The following is a 17,362-nucleotide window of genomic DNA, read 5'->3' as shown; positions in this document are numbered from 1 at the left end:
GGGAAGATATTGGATGCTATACGCTACATTGTATTTATATTTGTATTCCTAATAGTTAATACACCCATATACCTCCAGCTTTACAGAGTCTTTCTCATAAATAAAAAACCAATAACAATAATTTCATTGACGGCATTATATTGGTTTGGAGCTATCTTCACAGAAAATTTCATACCTTTCATAGTCGTTATCCTGCTGCTTTATCGGTATCATCTTAAGGTGAATTGCTCCGAAGGAGCAAGAGAAGATGCTCTGGGGCATAAGGCGGATGATGGGGAAAGCTATATGAGAGATATTAATGTGTGGCGCTTTGACAGGCACAGCGTATTAAATGTTACAATTGCTACATTGGTGGCCAAGGTGCTCGTCACAATAATAAATGCCATATATATAAACATGCTTAGCCTTATTGTGAAAACTGAGATACAGCCTCAGGAGGTCGTGACGGACTTTTATGAATCCGGCTTCTGGCCCAGGTTTGTCTTATTTTTCGTTATCGTAATATTCGCTCCCTTTGTAGAGGAATATGTATTCAGATACTTTTTGTATGATAAACTGTTTCTCCCAAGAATGCCAAGGGGCTTTGCAGCATTTTTGTCCGCTATCATATTTACTACGGCCCACTATAATTTGAGCGGCATACCCTCTTTTTTCGGCCTTGCCCTGTTTTGCACCTATATGTATGAGAAAAGGGGATATTTCGCAGCGGTGACAGCCCACATGGTATTCAATCTCAGCACCGTGATATTGCTTGTGTTCATTAAGATGTAAGCCAGTATCTTTGCCTAGTTGGTATAAATTAGAGCAAATTTTGACAAAGGATGATAAGCCTGAGCTTCTCATCCTTTATTTATATACTGCTTTTCTGCAGCTGATATCTTTGAAACATATCTAAGCTTTAGAGACATATGATTATATATAATTACGACTTATGTTAATAATCTACTACTGTTCCCGAACCAACTTCTTCAACGTTTGCTATATTTGATAACATTATTTTATATTTTAATTTTGTGCAATGACAGGGCCTTATGACATCAAGGCTTAGCTCTTTAATATAATCTATCGTTCCACGAATCTTTTCTTCGGATGGTTCCAGCAGATGAAGACCTCCTATAATGTCATAGATTTTATTCTCCTTACATATTCTTTTTGCTGTTTCAATAATATTGCATATTCCGGAGTGTGAGCAGCCGGTAATAATGACTAAGCCTTTTTCTGACTTATAAGCTAAGGCTGAATCATCAATCAGAAAATCAGAAACCAAATCGTCTCCAAAGGGAATATAGCCCATTGCCTTAGTTTCTTCAAAGGGAAAATTCCTTTCTATTTCACCTAGATATGTCAGGTTCTCTGTTATCCATATTGCTTCAGAAGATTTCTTCACATCAAAATAGCAAGTGATTGTTTCTTCCGATAGTGTATTGCCCACATTATTACCATCGAGAAACTTAGGAAAAAAAGCTGATGGATGAGCGATTAAAATAGGCCTTTTCTTTGGCTTTCAATAAAAAAAGATAAAGCTTGCTCTGCATATAAGTAATTACCTATCATAGTGCAATTATCAACTAATATGGTAACTTTCATTTTCATCACCTCTTCTCCAATATTAGCAAATATTAAATAATATGAAAATAGAATTTTATTGGCTATGCTAATGAATATTTGATTTGTAGTAAAAAGCTTTTATGAGTTAAAAGATATACGTTGACACAGAAAATTCAATATGCTATTATTTTTATAACGATATATAACAACATATAACATTATATATTGTTATACTTAGATATGGGGTGATTAAAGTAGTTGATAAAAACTCTCCAATTCCTATGTATGAGCAAATAGTTGAAATTCTTAAAAAAGAAATTCTCCAGAGAAAATATGGCGAATCAGGTTGTATAGGAACACATACCGAACTTGCTCAACGCTTTGATGTAAGCTTGATTACCATAAAAGCGGCAATTAAGATATTGGCTGATGAAGATTTGGTTATAATTAAACAGGGCAAGGGCACATTCGTTAAGGATGTAGTGCTCCATGATAAACTTGACAGGTTGACCGGCGTCTCCAATATTATGTCGGAGACAAATATAACACCTACCGTTTTAGTCAAAACTATGCGAAAAATCGAAACACCGTCATATTTTGATAAGCAGACCAAGGGGGCTTTGGGAAAGGAATGTTACTATATCGAAAGAGCTCATATGCTTGATGACGTTGTTGTTGGGTATGCAAAACTTTATCTGCCTTTAGAATATGGGAATAGTCTTTCAAAAGAAGAAATTGAAGCAAATACAATCTATCAGCTATACCAAAACAAATTTGGAGTCACTCTGGGAAAAGGTATTCAGCAAATAAGAGCGTGGAAGGCAGATAAAGCTCTGGCAACAGCTCTCAATGTTAAGATGGAAAGCCCATTGCTTTTCATCCAGAGAGAATCATACAGCGCAGATAAAAAGCTGATTGAGGTTATGGAACTTTACTTCGAATATACTCAATATGCATTCAAAGTTGAATTGGATTTAAGCACATTCTAATCTACTGAGAAAACATTTATTAAATAGTAATAAGAAATTTATTCGGAACGCAGTTGCTATTGATGCACAAATTATGAACTTATAATTTCCATAATCACATATTATAAAATTTTGAGGAGTGAGGATTTATGAAAAGAACACTAAGTCTTCTTCTGGCAATTGCTATGATGGCAGCACTTTTAACTGCTTGCGCGCCTAAAGAAGAAACGAAACCGACAGGACCGGCAGACTCAGATGAATCAAAGACTCAAGATACGGTTATCGTCGCGAATAGACGTGAGCCAAAGCCATTGAACCCCCATGCTTCAAATGATACAGGTACTGCATTTATCACACAGCTTATGTATGATACTCTGATAACCTTTGACAAAGACATGCAGCTCCAGCCAAACCTTGCAACAAAGTGGGAAAAGGTAAATGATACTTTGTATCGTTTTGAGCTCAGAAAAGACGTAGTTTTTCATAACGGTGACAAGTTCACAGCCCAAGATGTCATTAACACATTTGAATTAGCAGGGGAAGTTCCTGCAAGCGCTTCAACCCTTGGAGTGATTGATATAGGGGCATCAAAAGTTGTAGATGATTATACAGTTGAACTTGCTTTAAAAAAACCATATGCACCATTTTTAAATGTAATGGCCCTTTCTATTTCAGGAATCGTTAATAAAAAGGCAATTGAAGAAGCCGGAGATAAATATAATGAAAATCCAGTAGGGACAGGTCCTTTTATGTATAAAAGTTGGAAAGACTGAGACATGATGGAACTTACAACTTTTGATAAATATTGGGGGCAAAAGCCAAACTTCAATAATCTTGTTATAAGGCTTATTCCTGAAGCGGTGGACTAGATGGGCACAATGGTAGAGGTAAGAAGAGACCTTAAAAAGTATTTTAAGACACCCAAGGGATTGCTTCATGCGGTAGATGGTATAAATTTTGAGATAGAAAAAGGTAAAACTTTAGGTATAGTAGGAGAATCAGGATGTGGAAAATCTACACTGGGAAGAGTCATATTGCGGCTCCTTGAGCCAACGGACGGAGAAATATTTTTTGAGGGAAATGATATTACGGACATAGATAGTTCTACTCTCAAGAAGGTGAGAAAGGATATGCAGATGATATTTCAAGATCCTTTTTCATCCCTTAATCCCCGCATAACCGTATCTGAAATTATTTCAGAGCCTATACATATTTATAGAACCTGCAAAGATAGCAAAGAATTAGGTAAAAAGGTGACTGAACTTATGGATACGGTAGGCTTGGCTCGACGCCTGCAGAATACATATCCACATGAGCTTGATGGAGGAAGAAGGCAGCGCATAGGAATTGCCAGAGCTCTTGCGCTGAATCCAAAATTTATTGTGTGTGATGAGCCTGTATCTTCTCTTGGCGTGTCAATTCAAGCACAAATTTTAAATTTAATGATGGATTTGCAGGATGAAAAAAAGCTGACATATATGTTCATAACCCATAATTTATCTGTCGTTAAACATATTTCAGATGATATTGGTGTCATGTATCTTGGCAACATGGTTGAGAAGTGTCCGTCGGATATGTTGTTTGAAAGGAATTATCATCCATACACCAAAGCTCTTTTATCAGCTATTCCAAAAGTAAATATTGATGCTCCCAGAAATCGTATTTTACTCAAGGGTGAGATTTCATCACCGATCAATCCAAAACCGGGCTGCCGCTTTGCCCCGCGTTGTATATATGCTAAACCGGAATGCTTTAATAATCAGCCGGAGCTTTTAGAAATAGAGCAAGAGCATTTTGTTGCATGCCATTTGGTTGGTGAAATTAATAATATTTAGGGGTGGCTATATGATTTTTGATGCACATGCACATTATGGTGATAAGGACTTGATGGAAATAGTGACAGCTAATAGTCTTCTGCGTGATATATTTCCTTATTATAAAACCATTCAATTTAAGCATATGAGGGACTATGACGGCTATATGCAGGAGCAGGGGCAGAGCAAAATTGCCTATATTCCCTTTGTTTATAGAGAACTGTAAAAGATTGGGGAAAATAAAAAAATACTGGAATATGCAAAAGATAGAGATTTTGTTTATCCTTATGTTTTGATGGATGAGGAAAACGTTAATTTCGTAAAAGATCATCACAAGGATATTGTAGGAGTTAAAGAGCATTTAGTCATGCATGAAACAGCTCTTAACGACAAACGTGTGGCTATTTTTGAGGATATTAATAAATATGATCTGAATATTCTTTTGCACACAAGGGCAAATGTACGGGTGGATTATGTGAAAAGCATTCTTAAGCTTTTTCCCTATATAAAAATTCATGTTGCTCATCTTGGAAGAGCTACTGCAGACAATCTGCAGTTCATATATGATATTCTGGAGAGCTTTAAGCCATATGGGAACATATTCTTCGATACTTCAACGATTAGACAGCCGGAGGCATTGGAGTATGCGGTCAGAATAGTTGGGAGAAACCGTCATTCAATTATGCTAAAGCCCCCGCTGAGCTTAAGTCTTGAGCAGGCAAAAAGCTTTATCAACGCATTATATGAAATTTCTTAGCTAAGGGGGCGATTTCCATCTTTTCTTTTTGCGTTTCGAAATTCGAGCTGCTATAGAATTGATATCAACATATTGGTCGATAAAAATATCGACCAATATGTTGATATTTTTAACATTTTCTCATATAATAATATTAAAGAATTTAGATAAATTATGAATGATAGAAAAGGTGATGTATAAGCTATGAGGAAAGAATCTGTATCGATGAAAAGTATCATGGATATGATCGTGCCGATTACCCGGTTTAATCGTGGCGAAGCCAGTAAAATTTTTGATGAAGTAGACGAAAAGGGCTTTAAATTAGTGCTGAAAAACAATGTTCTTGCTTGTGTATTGGTTCAGCCCGAGCGTTATGAAGCTATGGTTGAAGCATTGGAAGATTACGCTTTGTACTTTGAAGCTGAAAGACGGACGAAAAGCGCAGAAAGCGAAGGATTTATCAGTTCTGAAAAGGTATATGCAGATCTCGGAATCAATGAATCTGATTTGGATGATATTGAAGTGGAGATTGAGCAATGAAATGGACGGTAGAATATACAAAGGAAGCAGAAAATGACTTGAGATCTCTTGACGGAGCGCAGCGTCTACAGGTATTGAAAGCTATTAAAAAAGTATCGGTGAATCCGCTTCCTAATTCAGAGGGCGGTTATGGAAAGCCTTTAGGAAATCATTTGTCAAGCAAATTGACAGGTTATATGAAAATAAAGCTCTTAAAGTTTGGATTGCGGGTTGTATATGCCATAGAGAATCAAGGAAATATTATGAGAATTATCATTATATCCGTACGGGATGATGAAACAATTTATAAAATGGCCCAGGAAAGAATTAAATAATGGCTAATATAGGACAGGTTGTATAAAAGCAGAAACGCCTACCTAATAAAGGGGGATTTTGGGACACTGGCTATGTAATTCTTTTTTTGATGCTTTCGGAACGAGCGATAAGGTAAAGCACCATAGAAAAGATAGCATATATGACTACATTAAACATGCTTAATTCCTTTGAAACAATTTTATATGCGATTGAGAATGATATTGTAGTAATAATTATAAGGGCAATATTGCAAATCTTATTATTCAATCTGTATAAATAATCTGTTATAAAAATAGCAGCGGTGAATATCAGGCTTACAGTCAATGCTGTCGCTAAATCAGTTACTCTTGAATATAAAAATGTTATTACTACAATAAATAATAGAGCCCCTATACATTTATAAGCGTATTTTTTCATATAATCACACCACCTCTATTAGCTTAAAATTGACAACTGAAATATACTTTACGAGGCCATAAGATTTCTTTCCATGCTCGAATCTAAATCTCCAACGGTTATATCATCTCAAATAATCCAACATGGCCTTGACTTGGTCTGTACCGGATTTCATGCTCTTATTTCCATTTTCAATCATATTTTTTAGCTCTTTATCCATTACAGCATCTTTTGCATATAGTACACCATCATCAATCAAAAAGCATCCTTGCTCACCGCCCTTGATAAAGTAAGTATTTTCTCCACTTTTTGACTGGTCTCCGAGCAATAGGATGTACTCCTTGCCCTCTTTTAGTATATAGTCTTCATCACTTAGAGAGCCTGACTTAAGTACATATATTTCGTCAACAGCCTTTCCTTTTATTGTATTTGTGACCATGATAGTATTTTTAATGCCTATTTCGCTATACTCGGATTGTCCGATAACCTTTCCTATTACTATCAAATCAGCATTATTTTTTACACCTTCCAATGACTCCTCATAGTCTAAATAAAACGCCTCTGTATTATTGGCCCTAGTGGTATCTAGGCTATTGCTCTCTTCAATGGCTTGATAAACTTTAGCAGGATTAAAAATTTCTTCAGTTATTATCTCATTAATTTCAACAGACATAAGCTGGCCCTTTTCGTTAATTTTATAGGTTTTTTTATCAAGAATATTATTCGATATGGCATAGTTTATACTATAGGAGCCGATTATTACACCAAGAATAATTGCAAATACCATTGTTATATTCATTTTTTTATATTTAACCATATATTTTATACCTCCCTGTAGTCTATATTTGGACTTCCATAGGTTGTACGCTGCCTTAATTTTTAGCTGTTATACAATTGCCGCCAATAACATAGAAAAAAGCTGCAGCAACAATGATTAAGAAACTTCTTATATTCAATAAATATTCAAAGCTTGTGATCTTGAGCAATATACCGCTTATGACAAATGTTGCCATACCTAAAATAAATCTATCTCTTTTTTTGAGATTATCAATCTGCTTGTTTATCCAGTTTATAAGTCCGGTGATTTTAAGTATATAGTATATAATAAGGCCTGATATGATCACTAGTACCATATATTTAATTATCCATAACATTAATATTACAAGCCCTCCCTCATTTGTCCTCTACCTATATAACGAAATGAAGAGGGTATTTGTGACACTTGTTCTAAAAATTATTTTTATAAAACTATTTTATTAAAGAAAAGAGACAGACTGCACATGTAATTATACTAGATATGCTTAACTCCTTTGGTGGCATATTGCTATAATATGCAAAGATGAGACTGAGACAAAGCAGCAGTGCAGCAAACATTAAGTTTTTTTCTTCACATGCTCCCCCTCCTACTGGAGAATTTTTATGTCGGGCAACTTTTATCCCCTGTTATATATATCGGTTATATAATGATAAACTTATACTTCTGCAGAGTTCATTATATCCGGTATCTTATTGATAATGTGGATTTATTATTTCAATTTCTATGCCTTCTTCAATATCCTTTATCTTGCTTTCCCAATATTCTCTATATCTTTTATTGATATCCGGGCTCATAATAATTTTATTTTCAGTTTTTTGAACTTCGGGCAATATCCCTAATTCTATACCTTCTTTAATAAAGCTATTCTTTAAATTTTCAATAGCATAGTATAGCTGAATCTGATCAGGGCGAAAATCCGACCAGTATTGCTCTTCTGTCAAGCCTAATGCTTTGATATAATCTTTCATGAAAGTTTTTCCTTCTTCTTCGAGTTCTTGATCATAAATTTCTTTTTCTTTCAAAGACAGCGCTTTAGCTTCCTCAATAGAAATGTCTAATCCATTATCTTTAGCCATTTCGTATAATACTTTTATTTTGGCTCTCCTTCCAATGACATCCACATAACTATCTGAATCTTTAATTGTTCCGTCCATATTATAAAGCTTTTTATACATTTCAACTTCATCTTTGTAAATTTCTATGCCATTTGCTTTGGCAACAACCTCTTTATTATCCAAGCTCATATGTTCTTTGATAATCTGCCCTAATTCTAAGACCTCCGATTTACCCAGAGGCATTATTTCATAATTGCTGACTGCGTTAGCTATTGAAATAGCAGTAAAAATCAGAATGCCTGATATATTTTGATCTACGCCACCAGCAATATACCAATACACATCTGAAGGCCAAATATAACTGCCATGATAGCTATCCAATGAATAATAAGTTGTTTTTTCACCGGAGCATGTAACAACTAACGTTGACATATAGTATTCTCCGTTACCGATTTCTGGCGATAAAGGACTTCTATTATACGCATGTACATCTGTCCATTCTAAGGTTCCGCTACTAACCCTGGTATTCAAAAAAGATTTTATAAACCAAAACTTAACACCAAAGTCACTATTCCAGCCAGAAAAAGTTTTATCATTACTAACATTACCTGCATTGACGATTGTAGTCAATGAGAATATTATCAGGAATACAAGTAATAAACTAACATACTGTCTATTAGGACTTACACCTTTTGGAATTATTGATATAATATAATTAACAAACGAAAGGGGGGAGGAGCTGAGTATAGCTATGGAAATGCTGAAAAAAATAAGTGCAGATGAAGAATTGAGAGAAAAATATGCAGCCCGTGAGAAAGCCAGACTTGACGCCATATCAAGCATTAAATTTGCTGAAATGAAGGGGAAAGCGGAAGGCATAGAAAAAGGTATGGAAAAGGGCAAAGCCGAATTATTGATAAGACTTCTCAGCAAAAAAATTGGTGTATTACCTGCATCTTTAGAAGAAAAGATACGAAATGCTGATCTTCCTGTTTTGGATTTACTGGCAGAGAGCATATTTGAGCTCAATTCTATAGAAGAGGTTGTAGAATTGATGGATAAAAAATAGTAAGGTAGTTTTCGAAGAAAATATTAAACCGTTTCAATAAAGAAAAGGGACAGGTAGGGTTAACGCAATAATACCTCTCCCTAATGCTTTATATATAAGTCTGTTTTCTTATTTTTTCAGAACGAGCAACAAGGCAAAATATTACAGAAGAGACTGCAGATATAATTATGCCAGATATGCTTAGCTCTTTCGAAACAATCTTATAAGAAATCGAAAGTATTGTTGTATTAATTGCTTATTTCGCCATAGTTATCTCTATTAACGTAATCTATATCTATTGACTTATATTAAGACTTTTTTCTTCACATGCTCCTCCTCCTACGGGAGTATTTTTATATCAGGCAGCCTTTATCCTCTGTTATATATATCGGTTATATATGGTAATTATGGTCACTTCTTCTTAGTAGAATCTAAATATAGAATATAACTCTCCAAAGCTTATTTGCTTAGACTTTACATAGCTGTCATCACTTAGCTTAATCACATCATTATAGTCTATTTTAAACCTAGTTATACCTTTCTCCCCATAAAAAGAAACTGATATATATTCCGGCACCATAGCTGTGTCTGACTTTTCAAATTCTGCAGCATAATTCCTGTTAATACATAAGCATTTGCAGAGCATTTCAATAAAGTAAGGGCTTCTCTGGCTAGATTTTTGTGTCGATATATTGTAAAGAGTGTTTCGCGTCCTAAAGGCGCGCTAAACAAAACCAATATAATCCCGGAAATAAAATAGATCAATTGCTTTTTCAACCTTTACCACCTCCAAACTTATTCACCTTTTACCTATATAACGAAATGAAGAGGGATTTTGTGACACTCGTTCTAAAAATTTTCGATTTAAACGAGTGCTTTATATTAAAACACTCGCTTTTTGCCGTCTATGCTCGGATAACTTGCTACGCATTTGCAGTATCTAATAAAAGTAATAAATAGACATCTTCCTCATGTATGCTTATTTGACTTCTATTTTTACTAATTATTTTATATTTTTCGATTAATCCTTCTAACTTATCGGAGTTTTTCCAAGCATAAAAAGTTAGAGTTTTATCTTCTACATCATATTTACCATGAATCATCATAGGAGAAGGCTCACCACCAATTTTCCATGAGCAAGTCTTGTTTTCTACAATAAATTTCGTTTTATTTTCTACTGAGCATATTGTCGCTATAAAAATAGCTTCATTAGGACTATCATAAAAAACAAACACTTCTCTGCTATCACTAACAGAAATTACTTTTAAAACAGATACTTTATTTCGCAATAAGCTGCTTATTGCAGACTCTTTTGTAGTATAATGAGTTTCAGGTGAGCTTGGAGATAATATGAATAATAAAGTTAAAATAATAGTTAAAATAGAAAATATAATATAGGTCGTTCTATTTTCCAAATTTATACCTCACTTTATATTGTGTTTATATCTGATGGCTCTTAATGGTTTATCATTTACGTCATATGAAGTGATACGGCTGATAGCATCTGTATATACATAAAAGCGGCTCTTTTCTTTTAAAATCTTATCTTGATCATATATCAATAAAAAATAACCATCTTCATTTATTAAAGGTTGCTTCACTTCCCCATTTATGAATTGGATTTCAATCTTTTTAATCCTTTTATCAAAAATACGCCCGCCTATAACACTGCGGTCTGTATTGCTATCATAAAAGCCAACCTGAGTGAAAGCATTCTTTGCTCTAATAACATATTCTTCATCATCTTTATTTTCATATGTCGTAAAAGCATTATTTCCTATGCTTTGAACTTTGTTATTAGTTACAATACTACAGATTCCGGTATTATACTGATTCAAGACGGGATTTAACGGCCTGCTATCTTTAAAGCTATAAACCGTATAAATGGAGTTTTTAAACGCTTTCTGCTTGCCAATTGATATGCGCTTAATGTTTTTATAATTCTGGGAAATTAAGGTGCTGATATAATATTCATTTTGAAAGGCGCTATTAGCAATCTGAGTCATTATATTATATATGGGAAAGGTAATAGATGAAATAACAATAAAAGATAACAATGCAATAATGCATTTCTTTTTCATATATTAGATCCCCTTTTTTATTTTGATGCTTTAAGGCATCAAAATAAGTTCAGCATCTATATACTATTGCTGAACCTTGGAAATGCTATAAAATCAATGCCGAATTCCTTATATAATTTCTTATTTTTATTATCAATTATGCTGGTTACCTTCTTTTCGGAATCAATTACATTCCAAACCCCATCCTCCATTATATGAATTGCACCCTTAAATTCCCCATCCCGGATTGCGCAAATCAAGCTCTCAGGCTGTTTGTCCCCATATACTTCAATATCCAGTATTGCTATATCCTTATATCCTCCGACAATCTGCACTCGGTTTTTAAGATAATCCGGGACAAACTTCCCTTCTTTAACCGTACTTTTACATGTTTGGATTGACCTTTCATTTATCTTTGATTCTCCGGTATCTATATCGACTTCTGTCAAAGCTTGGGCTGTTCCTATATAGTATCTTGAGCCGATTAAAACGGTATTATTTGGAGTAACAGAGTATCCTCCGCCTGTTTGTTTTGCGTCCGGCAGCACAATTTTTTTCCACTGTATATCATTTATATCGTTAATGTTGCATTTGCCGACATAAAGTAAACAGCATTCTTTCCAATTGCTGAACATCAATGTTATTTCGCCGGTGCTCTTATTAAAGTCAATATAGCAGAGTCCATCATTTTCAAACATAATGTCTTCCTTTTCCCCATCAATGGTTTGATATTGAGCCTTAACTTTCTTTTCAACTACACCGTCTGAACAATTCAAAAAAAGATCATAATCAGATACTTCCCCATCCACAGTTCGATTTCTTACTGCCATAATGTCTCTTCCATAAATCGAATCCATTGGATATTTTTCTATAACTTCTGATTCCGATTTATATAAACCTTTTGGTGTTGCTATCTTATGCAATATTAGCTTCTTGTTCCCATCCCATATAATTGGCTCTACATGATAATTATCATGATTTTTTATTGAATACACCAAATCATCTGAAAAAGTAATAGTCCCTTGGTCTATATCCCACATACTAAGCTTTGCATCTATTTTTCCATCCTGCTCTTGATAATAAGTAAGAAATGGTACTTGAGTGTCAGTATCATTGTTTAGCTGACTATTTGTGTTGGTACATCCAATGATGAGTATCAATACAACTACAACCATAATAAATATTTTTTTCATAGTAGCTTTTCTCCTTATTACTATAGAAGTATATATTCATATGGAAGGATTTTTATAAGCATTAGAGACAAATTAATTGCGCGTTATATTCATTATGCTGAATAAAAGCACAGTAAATATTGGACAAATTAAAAGCCATATAAGCATATTAAGTGAAAATAATTTTTTTATCGGTAATAATCCAGGCAATGCCCAATGCAGCGCTAATATATTCATGCAGTATAAATAAGCAATAATTATAATCCCTGCTATTATTGCTTTTATAATCAACAATATATAGCGATTATTTATTATACCGATTTTGAAGGATAACTTATTAATAATATTAGAAATTATTACCCCAATGAGTATGACATTTGCAACAATAAAAAAACCCATAAAGCTTCCAGTCATTATTTTTTACTCCTCTTCAATTATCATAGAATTTGATAGGCTGATAACATTTACAAGCTGAACTAACCCGCCTTAAATTTATGCATCTATAAGTGACGAGCACCAAAGGGCAGATAAGTCCGATAATCTACTTTGCTGCTTTAACAAGAAAAGGGACAAGGCAAATTTGAACAGCGCCCTGCCCCATGTATTTTATTATTTTGCTTCAGTGCTTTTATATTCTTTTAACGATTTTGCAATAATCAATATCGCTGAAGAATAAGCAATAAATCGTATAACGTAATCAGCGAACATAAGAATGTCTGCACGGCGCAGAGAGAAAGGGCCTATGATCATATAAGGCATTAAAGCGATAGCAACGGCACTGATGATATCTACAATCAATTTTTTCATATATTAGATCCCCTTTTTTATTACCATGTAAATCGTTTGGCGACATCTGCTACAGCATACCAGTTGCTTGCATTACTAATCCCAAAGTTTACAGTTGCTGATTCCCCGATACCAATACTAACGCCACCGCTAACAGTTGTAGTTCCCCGCTCATAGAAATCGCCATCAATTGAATAATAAATTGTACCTGCATCTTCAAGATTTGTATAAACGCTTCCACCAAAAGCATAGCTACGGCCATTATAACTTCTGCTCATATCCACATTCAATATTTCTACAATCCCATGAAACGAACCACTTTCGCTTGTTTGACAATAAAATCTCATCGAAGGTTTATAACTTGAAGTTACTGTAAATTGATTTGTAATAGTTCTATAACTATTCAGTATTATTTCTACTGGAGAGCCATCTTTTGCTTTGATGGTTGTCACAGGACTTCCTATGATTTTTTTAGCTTCATCAATAGAAATATTTTTATCATCTGCTAGTTGTTTTACAATTTCATCGTATGTCATTACGTCACTAATTACTGTATCAGGAGAGAGCTTGCTAATACTTATTGTCTGAGTATTTGAAGCTCTATCAGAAGCATAAGCTGGAGCCATATTGAACAAAAAAGCAAAAGCGGTTATAAGAGTAATTACGAAAATAAACTTTTTCATTTTTTCATCCTCCTAAAAGTTATCGTTTTCTCAGTTTCTTTCTTACCAGTAATAAACCAATGGAATCACCCCTTCCCATAAAAGCAGCCTTCTGCAGTTTTAATAATCTATTTCGCTGCTTATTACGGTTTGGGTTTCCGAGTCGCTGCCATTATAGGCAGTAACATCTGCGACTACTTGGTATGAATATCCCTTTGGGACTGCCATTGATTTGGAGAGTGTAAGCCTATAGCTGCTGCTCGATTGATACCAGCTGTTTATGGTGACCCAATCTCCATCTTTATACTGCTGCAATTCTGCTTCGATTGATACTTTGGTGACTGTACCGCTGTATCCTTCTACATAGCATTTAACCTGAGCCTGTCCTGTTGAAGCAATACTTAAATTGCTGTTTGCCTTGTTAATGTAAATCATCTGAGGCGTTATTATGATATTGTCTTCAGAATGATCATTGCTGCCTGTATCTGCATAGGTAATGATGGAAGAGCATAAGAGCAAAGCTCCACACAGGATGACCATTATTAATCTTTTAAAGTACATATAAAACATCTCCTTCATTTGTCTTTTACCTATATAACGAAATGAAGGGGCGTTTTGGGACACTTGTTTAAAAAAATTTTAAAAAATTTTATTTTACGCTTTCCGCCATTTTTATTATCTCATCTTTTTCTATGGCAGCAGATGCGAGGTCGAAGAGATATTCGGCCTCAAACCACATCAATCTGTTTGTTCCCTTATTTGATATATAATAAGCTTCACAGCCTCTTACCCACAGCTTTTCCATGGTGGTTCCCTCTGTATCTATGATAATCTTCTCGTTTGTAATATATGTCTGATCAAATATTATCTCTTCTCCATCATCGTTTGCATAAATAATAAAGATAGTAGTAAAGTAATCCTCAGTGCTTGCCTTCTTAAAGCCTTCGGGTATATACTCTGGTTCTGCCGGTTCCACCGTTATATCCCCCGGCTGTTCATCATGCTGGAATGAGAAGGAGGTTAGCTCTTGATATATTTCTATGATCACCTTGAAGAACTTTGTTCTCAATGCTTCGACGCTCACTATGGTTGTAAAGGTTACAAGGGATATAAGGAATATTACGATTGCTATGCGCCTTGTTTTATTGATAAGCCCTCTTACAAGGAAATTGCTCTTCTCCATTGCTATAAGAAGCTTCATCCTGTGGTCAAAGCTTTTGGCGAAGGTATGTCCAAGCTCTTGCTCAGGGGGTATCTGCTCAAGCAGAAGCTCTTCGGCTTTTGGTACGAATTCAAATAGCATGGCATCTGTTATTACTGCATCAGTCATAAATATTTATCTCCATTTCCTCCAGGATTTTTGCAAGCCTTTTCTTACCCCTGGCTATGCGCTTTCGGACATTTCCTTCGGATATGGACAGGATCTTTGCTATTTCCTTGTCCGTATATCCGTGGCTGTACTTAAGCTTTATTGGGGAAGAATAGTTTATGGGAAGCCTTGCTATAGCAGCTGCAATTGAACTATTGCCAACCTCTTCAAAGCTTCTGTCCCCTTCGGCAGCCATCTCCTCCGCGCCGAATATGACTTCATCAAAGGGGATGGCATATTGCCTTCTCCGCTTCCTGTATATATCTATAGCCGCCCTTTCAACTATTATAACGATGAAGCCTTTGGTTTTGGGACACTTGATTTCATTTATTTTATTTAAATTTTCAATAATTTTTATAAATGCCTGGTGGACGGCATCTTCTGCCAAATGCTCATCCTTTAATATGCTGTTTGCTACATAAAACATCGTTTGTCTGTAATTAATATATATTTGCTCGAATTTAGATTTATCATCAGGGCTTTCGATCATCGCCAAATAGATTAACAATTGAACACCTTCTATGCCTATGATTTTCCATATTATGCAAGGATATATAATTGTCAATATAATTTTACCATATTTTGCTGATAAATTGCTTTTATTTGGCTATTAAAAATCCAAAAAAGTGGAATAATAAGCATAGCTACAAAAATAACAGCATGATTACAAAAAAAGAAGAAAAACAGTCCATAAAAACGTCTAATAAAGCGGATATCTATAATAGCGTTTTTCTGAGCCATTTTACAATTTTAAGGAAAGTGTTATTATATAACTTGGTTTTGAAAGACTGAATACAGGGGGCATAATATGTTAAAGGATACATTGCATTTTGTATTTGTTGTGCTGCAGGTTCTTGCCGTAGTATACGGATTATATTATTTTTCAACTTCAATATATGGTATAGTAGAGAAATTTAATAGAAAGCCTACCAGGAATTATCTGCCATTGAAGAGATTTGCCGTATTCATACCTGCTCACAATGAAGAGAGAGTAATAGGAAATATAGTGGAAAACCTGAAGCAGTTGAATTATCCGGCGGATGGCTATGATGTGTTTGTCATTGCCGATAATTGCACTGATGACACGGCACATATTGCCGCAGCCGGGGGAGCCAATGTGCTGGTCAGGACAAATAATGAAAAAAGGGGCAAAGGCTTTGCTCTGCAGTGGGCATTCAAAGAGATATTGTATAGAAAAGATTCGGATTATGATGCAACGGTGATATTCGATGCGGATAATCTGGTATCAAAAAATTTCTTGAAGGAAATGAACAATAAGCTTTGTGAAGGGCATAAGGTCCTTCAGGGCTATATCGACAGCAAGAACCCCGAGGATTCCTGGATTACTTGCAGCTATTCCATGGCTTTCTGGTCTGCCAACAGGCTCTTTCAATGTGCCAGGGAATACCTGGGCTTGAGCTGCCAGATAGGCGGCACCGGATTTTGTGTTGATGTAGATGTATTGAAGAAGATAGGCTGGGAGGCAACCTGCCTGGTAGAAGATCTGGAATTCACCATGAAGCTCATGCTCAACGGAATAAGGGTGGGCTGGGCTCATGACGCCGTAGTATATGATGAGAAACCTCTTACGATGGCTCAGTCATGGAAGCAAAGGAGAAGATGGATGCAGGGCTTTGCGGATGTATGCTCCAGATACTTCATGAAGCTTTTGGTAAAGTCCGTGAAGGATAGAAGCTTCGCTTTGCTCGATTGTGCCCTTTATACCCTTCAGCCGTATATGATAATAATGGGCGGATTGATGCTTTTGGTCCCATTTGTGAATGCTTATGTTTTTGATAACGAGATGTTCATATTTACTGCCAGCGTCTTTCCAAACTTCTTTAAAGCTTTTGGGATGATACAGTTTCTGCTGATACCTGCAGGCCTCCTTATAGACAAGAAGTTCAGCTACAAATTGTTTTTATACTATCCGACTTATGTGCTGTACTGCCTGACATGGATTCCTATATCCATCCAAGGCGTGATCATGAAGAACAATAAGGAGTGGAGCCATACTCTCCATACGAGAACCTTGTCTATACATGAGTTGGAATAGAAGCAGAAGCAATGATATAAAGAAGAGCAGCATTAGCGAAT

At 35.2% G+C, this 17,362-nt stretch carries 24 protein-coding genes; 10 read left to right on the top strand and 14 right to left on the bottom strand.

From position 1 onward, the window contains the following. Positions 1–9 precede the first annotated feature (9 nt). Complete coding sequence (locus AC4HCY_RS18250) at positions 10–771, top strand: CPBP family intramembrane glutamic endopeptidase (RefSeq protein ID WP_323431994.1); 762 nt, start codon at positions 10–12, stop codon at positions 769–771. A gap of 163 nt (positions 772–934) precedes the next feature. Here AC4HCY_RS18250 and AC4HCY_RS18245 read toward each other — a convergent pair whose 3' ends face one another. After that, the gene (locus AC4HCY_RS18245) at positions 935–1,432 is read right to left on the bottom strand and encodes an MBL fold metallo-hydrolase (protein ID WP_491094827.1); all 498 of its coding nucleotides are present in this window, start codon (positions 1,430–1,432) and stop codon (positions 935–937) included. Positions 1,433–1,793: 361 nt separating this feature from the next. Here AC4HCY_RS18245 and AC4HCY_RS18240 point away from each other — a divergent pair, with 361 nt between their 5' ends. The 7 genes from AC4HCY_RS18240 (at position 1,794) to AC4HCY_RS18210 (ending at position 5,920) form a co-directional block, all read left to right on the top strand. Beyond that, positions 1,794–2,537, top strand: coding sequence for a GntR family transcriptional regulator (locus AC4HCY_RS18240; RefSeq protein ID WP_491094826.1), 744 nt, complete (start codon positions 1,794–1,796; stop codon positions 2,535–2,537). A 128-nt stretch (positions 2,538–2,665) separates the two neighbouring features. Further along, positions 2,666–3,289, top strand: a complete 624-nt coding sequence (locus AC4HCY_RS18235; RefSeq protein ID WP_491094825.1) for an ABC transporter substrate-binding protein — start codon at positions 2,666–2,668, stop codon at positions 3,287–3,289. A 96-nt stretch (positions 3,290–3,385) separates the two neighbouring features. Beyond that, positions 3,386–4,351, top strand: a complete 966-nt coding sequence (locus AC4HCY_RS18230; RefSeq protein WP_491094824.1) for an ABC transporter ATP-binding protein — start codon at positions 3,386–3,388, stop codon at positions 4,349–4,351. 10 nt (positions 4,352–4,361) lie between these two features. After that, complete coding sequence (locus AC4HCY_RS18225; protein WP_323431992.1) at positions 4,362–4,556, top strand: hypothetical protein; 195 nt, start codon at positions 4,362–4,364, stop codon at positions 4,554–4,556. Positions 4,557–4,697: 141 nt separating this feature from the next. Beyond that, positions 4,698–5,087 (top strand): amidohydrolase family protein, encoded by a 390-nt coding sequence (locus AC4HCY_RS18220; RefSeq protein ID WP_323431991.1) that lies wholly within the window; start codon positions 4,698–4,700, stop codon positions 5,085–5,087. A gap of 183 nt (positions 5,088–5,270) precedes the next feature. Further along, on the top strand, positions 5,271–5,606 hold the full coding sequence (locus AC4HCY_RS18215; protein WP_323431990.1) for a type II toxin-antitoxin system Phd/YefM family antitoxin: 336 nt from the start codon (positions 5,271–5,273) through the stop codon (positions 5,604–5,606). Beyond that, positions 5,603–5,920, top strand: a complete 318-nt coding sequence (locus tag AC4HCY_RS18210; protein ID WP_323431989.1) for a type II toxin-antitoxin system RelE family toxin — start codon at positions 5,603–5,605, stop codon at positions 5,918–5,920. The genes AC4HCY_RS18215 and AC4HCY_RS18210 overlap by 4 nt, the downstream gene beginning before the upstream one ends. 70 nt (positions 5,921–5,990) lie before the next feature. Here AC4HCY_RS18210 and AC4HCY_RS18205 read toward each other — a convergent pair whose 3' ends face one another. The 4 genes from AC4HCY_RS18205 to AC4HCY_RS18190 form a co-directional block, all read right to left on the bottom strand. Then, a complete protein-coding gene (locus tag AC4HCY_RS18205; protein ID WP_323431988.1) occupies positions 5,991–6,317 on the bottom strand; it encodes a hypothetical protein in 327 nt (108 codons plus the stop codon). 103 nt (positions 6,318–6,420) lie between these two features. Beyond that, the gene (locus AC4HCY_RS18200) at positions 6,421–7,113 is read right to left on the bottom strand and encodes a hypothetical protein (protein ID WP_323431987.1); all 693 of its coding nucleotides are present in this window, start codon (positions 7,111–7,113) and stop codon (positions 6,421–6,423) included. 55 nt (positions 7,114–7,168) lie between these two features. Continuing rightward, positions 7,169–7,450, bottom strand: a complete 282-nt coding sequence (locus AC4HCY_RS18195) for a hypothetical protein (protein WP_323431986.1) — start codon at positions 7,448–7,450, stop codon at positions 7,169–7,171. A gap of 352 nt (positions 7,451–7,802) precedes the next feature. After that, positions 7,803–8,798: a hypothetical protein gene (locus tag AC4HCY_RS18190; RefSeq protein WP_491094823.1), complete on the bottom strand. Its 996-nt coding sequence runs from the start codon at positions 8,796–8,798 to the stop codon at positions 7,803–7,805. A 121-nt stretch (positions 8,799–8,919) separates the two neighbouring features. Between AC4HCY_RS18190 and AC4HCY_RS18185 the strand changes: the two genes are divergently transcribed. Beyond that, the gene (locus tag AC4HCY_RS18185) at positions 8,920–9,237 is read left to right on the top strand and encodes a DUF4351 domain-containing protein (protein WP_491094822.1); all 318 of its coding nucleotides are present in this window, start codon (positions 8,920–8,922) and stop codon (positions 9,235–9,237) included. Positions 9,238–10,139: 902 nt separating this feature from the next. Here AC4HCY_RS18185 and AC4HCY_RS18180 read toward each other — a convergent pair. The 9 genes from AC4HCY_RS18180 to AC4HCY_RS18140 form a co-directional block, all read right to left on the bottom strand. Continuing rightward, on the bottom strand, positions 10,140–10,631 hold the full coding sequence (locus AC4HCY_RS18180; RefSeq protein ID WP_491094821.1) for a hypothetical protein: 492 nt from the start codon (positions 10,629–10,631) through the stop codon (positions 10,140–10,142). A gap of 9 nt (positions 10,632–10,640) precedes the next feature. Then, the gene (locus tag AC4HCY_RS18175; protein WP_323430699.1) at positions 10,641–11,297 is read right to left on the bottom strand and encodes a hypothetical protein; all 657 of its coding nucleotides are present in this window, start codon (positions 11,295–11,297) and stop codon (positions 10,641–10,643) included. Positions 11,298–11,353: 56 nt separating this feature from the next. Beyond that, positions 11,354–12,469: a hypothetical protein gene (locus tag AC4HCY_RS18170; RefSeq protein ID WP_491094820.1), complete on the bottom strand. Its 1,116-nt coding sequence runs from the start codon at positions 12,467–12,469 to the stop codon at positions 11,354–11,356. A gap of 72 nt (positions 12,470–12,541) precedes the next feature. Next, positions 12,542–12,862: a hypothetical protein gene (locus AC4HCY_RS18165; protein WP_323430701.1), complete on the bottom strand. Its 321-nt coding sequence runs from the start codon at positions 12,860–12,862 to the stop codon at positions 12,542–12,544. A 195-nt stretch (positions 12,863–13,057) separates the two neighbouring features. After that, positions 13,058–13,255 carry a hypothetical protein gene (locus AC4HCY_RS18160; RefSeq protein ID WP_323430702.1) on the bottom strand — a complete coding sequence of 66 codons (198 nt, stop codon included), beginning with the start codon at positions 13,253–13,255 and terminating at the stop codon, positions 13,058–13,060. Between the two features lie 20 nt (positions 13,256–13,275). After that, positions 13,276–13,917, bottom strand: coding sequence for a hypothetical protein (locus AC4HCY_RS18155; protein ID WP_491094819.1), 642 nt, complete (start codon positions 13,915–13,917; stop codon positions 13,276–13,278). 99 nt (positions 13,918–14,016) lie between these two features. Next, positions 14,017–14,457: a hypothetical protein gene (locus AC4HCY_RS18150; protein WP_491094818.1), complete on the bottom strand. Its 441-nt coding sequence runs from the start codon at positions 14,455–14,457 to the stop codon at positions 14,017–14,019. Positions 14,458–14,545: 88 nt separating this feature from the next. After that, a complete protein-coding gene (locus AC4HCY_RS18145; protein WP_491094817.1) occupies positions 14,546–15,226 on the bottom strand; it encodes a DUF4367 domain-containing protein in 681 nt (226 codons plus the stop codon). Next, a complete protein-coding gene (locus AC4HCY_RS18140) occupies positions 15,219–15,773 on the bottom strand; it encodes an RNA polymerase sigma factor (RefSeq protein WP_323430560.1) in 555 nt (184 codons plus the stop codon). Before AC4HCY_RS18140 ends, AC4HCY_RS18145 begins: the two co-directional genes overlap by 8 nt. A gap of 300 nt (positions 15,774–16,073) precedes the next feature. Here AC4HCY_RS18140 and AC4HCY_RS18135 point away from each other — a divergent pair, with 300 nt between their 5' ends. After that, positions 16,074–17,321, top strand: a complete 1,248-nt coding sequence (locus AC4HCY_RS18135; protein ID WP_323430561.1) for a glycosyltransferase family 2 protein — start codon at positions 16,074–16,076, stop codon at positions 17,319–17,321. The last annotated feature ends 41 nt before the right edge of the window (positions 17,322–17,362 follow it).

It is taken from the genome of Lutispora sp. QWL-02, assembly GCF_058315355.1.
Note: the sequence above shows the minus strand (reverse complement) of the source record. Positions and strands in the feature narration are given on the sequence as shown.

What these genes read in the sequence shown, in the direction of transcription:
- AC4HCY_RS18235 (WP_491094825.1), top strand. Translation starts at nt 2,666, where the DNA reads ATGAAAAGAACACTAAGTCTTCTTCTGGCAATTGCTATGATGGCAGCA.
- AC4HCY_RS18230 (WP_491094824.1), top strand. Translation starts at nt 3,386, where the DNA reads ATGGGCACAATGGTAGAGGTAAGAAGAGACCTTAAAAAGTATTTTAAG.
- AC4HCY_RS18225 (WP_323431992.1), top strand. Translation starts at nt 4,362, where the DNA reads ATGATTTTTGATGCACATGCACATTATGGTGATAAGGACTTGATGGAA.
- AC4HCY_RS18220 (WP_323431991.1), top strand. Translation starts at nt 4,698, where the DNA reads ATGCATGAAACAGCTCTTAACGACAAACGTGTGGCTATTTTTGAGGAT.
- AC4HCY_RS18215 (WP_323431990.1), top strand. Translation starts at nt 5,271, where the DNA reads ATGAGGAAAGAATCTGTATCGATGAAAAGTATCATGGATATGATCGTG.
- AC4HCY_RS18210 (WP_323431989.1), top strand. Translation starts at nt 5,603, where the DNA reads ATGAAATGGACGGTAGAATATACAAAGGAAGCAGAAAATGACTTGAGA.
- AC4HCY_RS18205 (WP_323431988.1), bottom strand. Translation starts at nt 6,317, where the DNA reads ATGAAAAAATACGCTTATAAATGTATAGGGGCTCTATTATTTATTGTA.
- AC4HCY_RS18200 (WP_323431987.1), bottom strand. Translation starts at nt 7,113, where the DNA reads ATGGTTAAATATAAAAAAATGAATATAACAATGGTATTTGCAATTATT.
- AC4HCY_RS18195 (WP_323431986.1), bottom strand. Translation starts at nt 7,450, where the DNA reads ATGTTATGGATAATTAAATATATGGTACTAGTGATCATATCAGGCCTT.
- AC4HCY_RS18185 (WP_491094822.1), top strand. Translation starts at nt 8,920, where the DNA reads ATGGAAATGCTGAAAAAAATAAGTGCAGATGAAGAATTGAGAGAAAAA.
- AC4HCY_RS18175 (WP_323430699.1), bottom strand. Translation starts at nt 11,297, where the DNA reads ATGAAAAAGAAATGCATTATTGCATTGTTATCTTTTATTGTTATTTCA.
- AC4HCY_RS18170 (WP_491094820.1), bottom strand. Translation starts at nt 12,469, where the DNA reads ATGAAAAAAATATTTATTATGGTTGTAGTTGTATTGATACTCATCATT.
- AC4HCY_RS18165 (WP_323430701.1), bottom strand. Translation starts at nt 12,862, where the DNA reads ATGACTGGAAGCTTTATGGGTTTTTTTATTGTTGCAAATGTCATACTC.
- AC4HCY_RS18160 (WP_323430702.1), bottom strand. Translation starts at nt 13,255, where the DNA reads ATGAAAAAATTGATTGTAGATATCATCAGTGCCGTTGCTATCGCTTTA.
- AC4HCY_RS18155 (WP_491094819.1), bottom strand. Translation starts at nt 13,917, where the DNA reads ATGAAAAAGTTTATTTTCGTAATTACTCTTATAACCGCTTTTGCTTTT.
- AC4HCY_RS18150 (WP_491094818.1), bottom strand. Translation starts at nt 14,457, where the DNA reads ATGTACTTTAAAAGATTAATAATGGTCATCCTGTGTGGAGCTTTGCTC.
- AC4HCY_RS18145 (WP_491094817.1), bottom strand. Translation starts at nt 15,226, where the DNA reads ATGACTGATGCAGTAATAACAGATGCCATGCTATTTGAATTCGTACCA.
- AC4HCY_RS18135 (WP_323430561.1), top strand. Translation starts at nt 16,074, where the DNA reads ATGTTAAAGGATACATTGCATTTTGTATTTGTTGTGCTGCAGGTTCTT.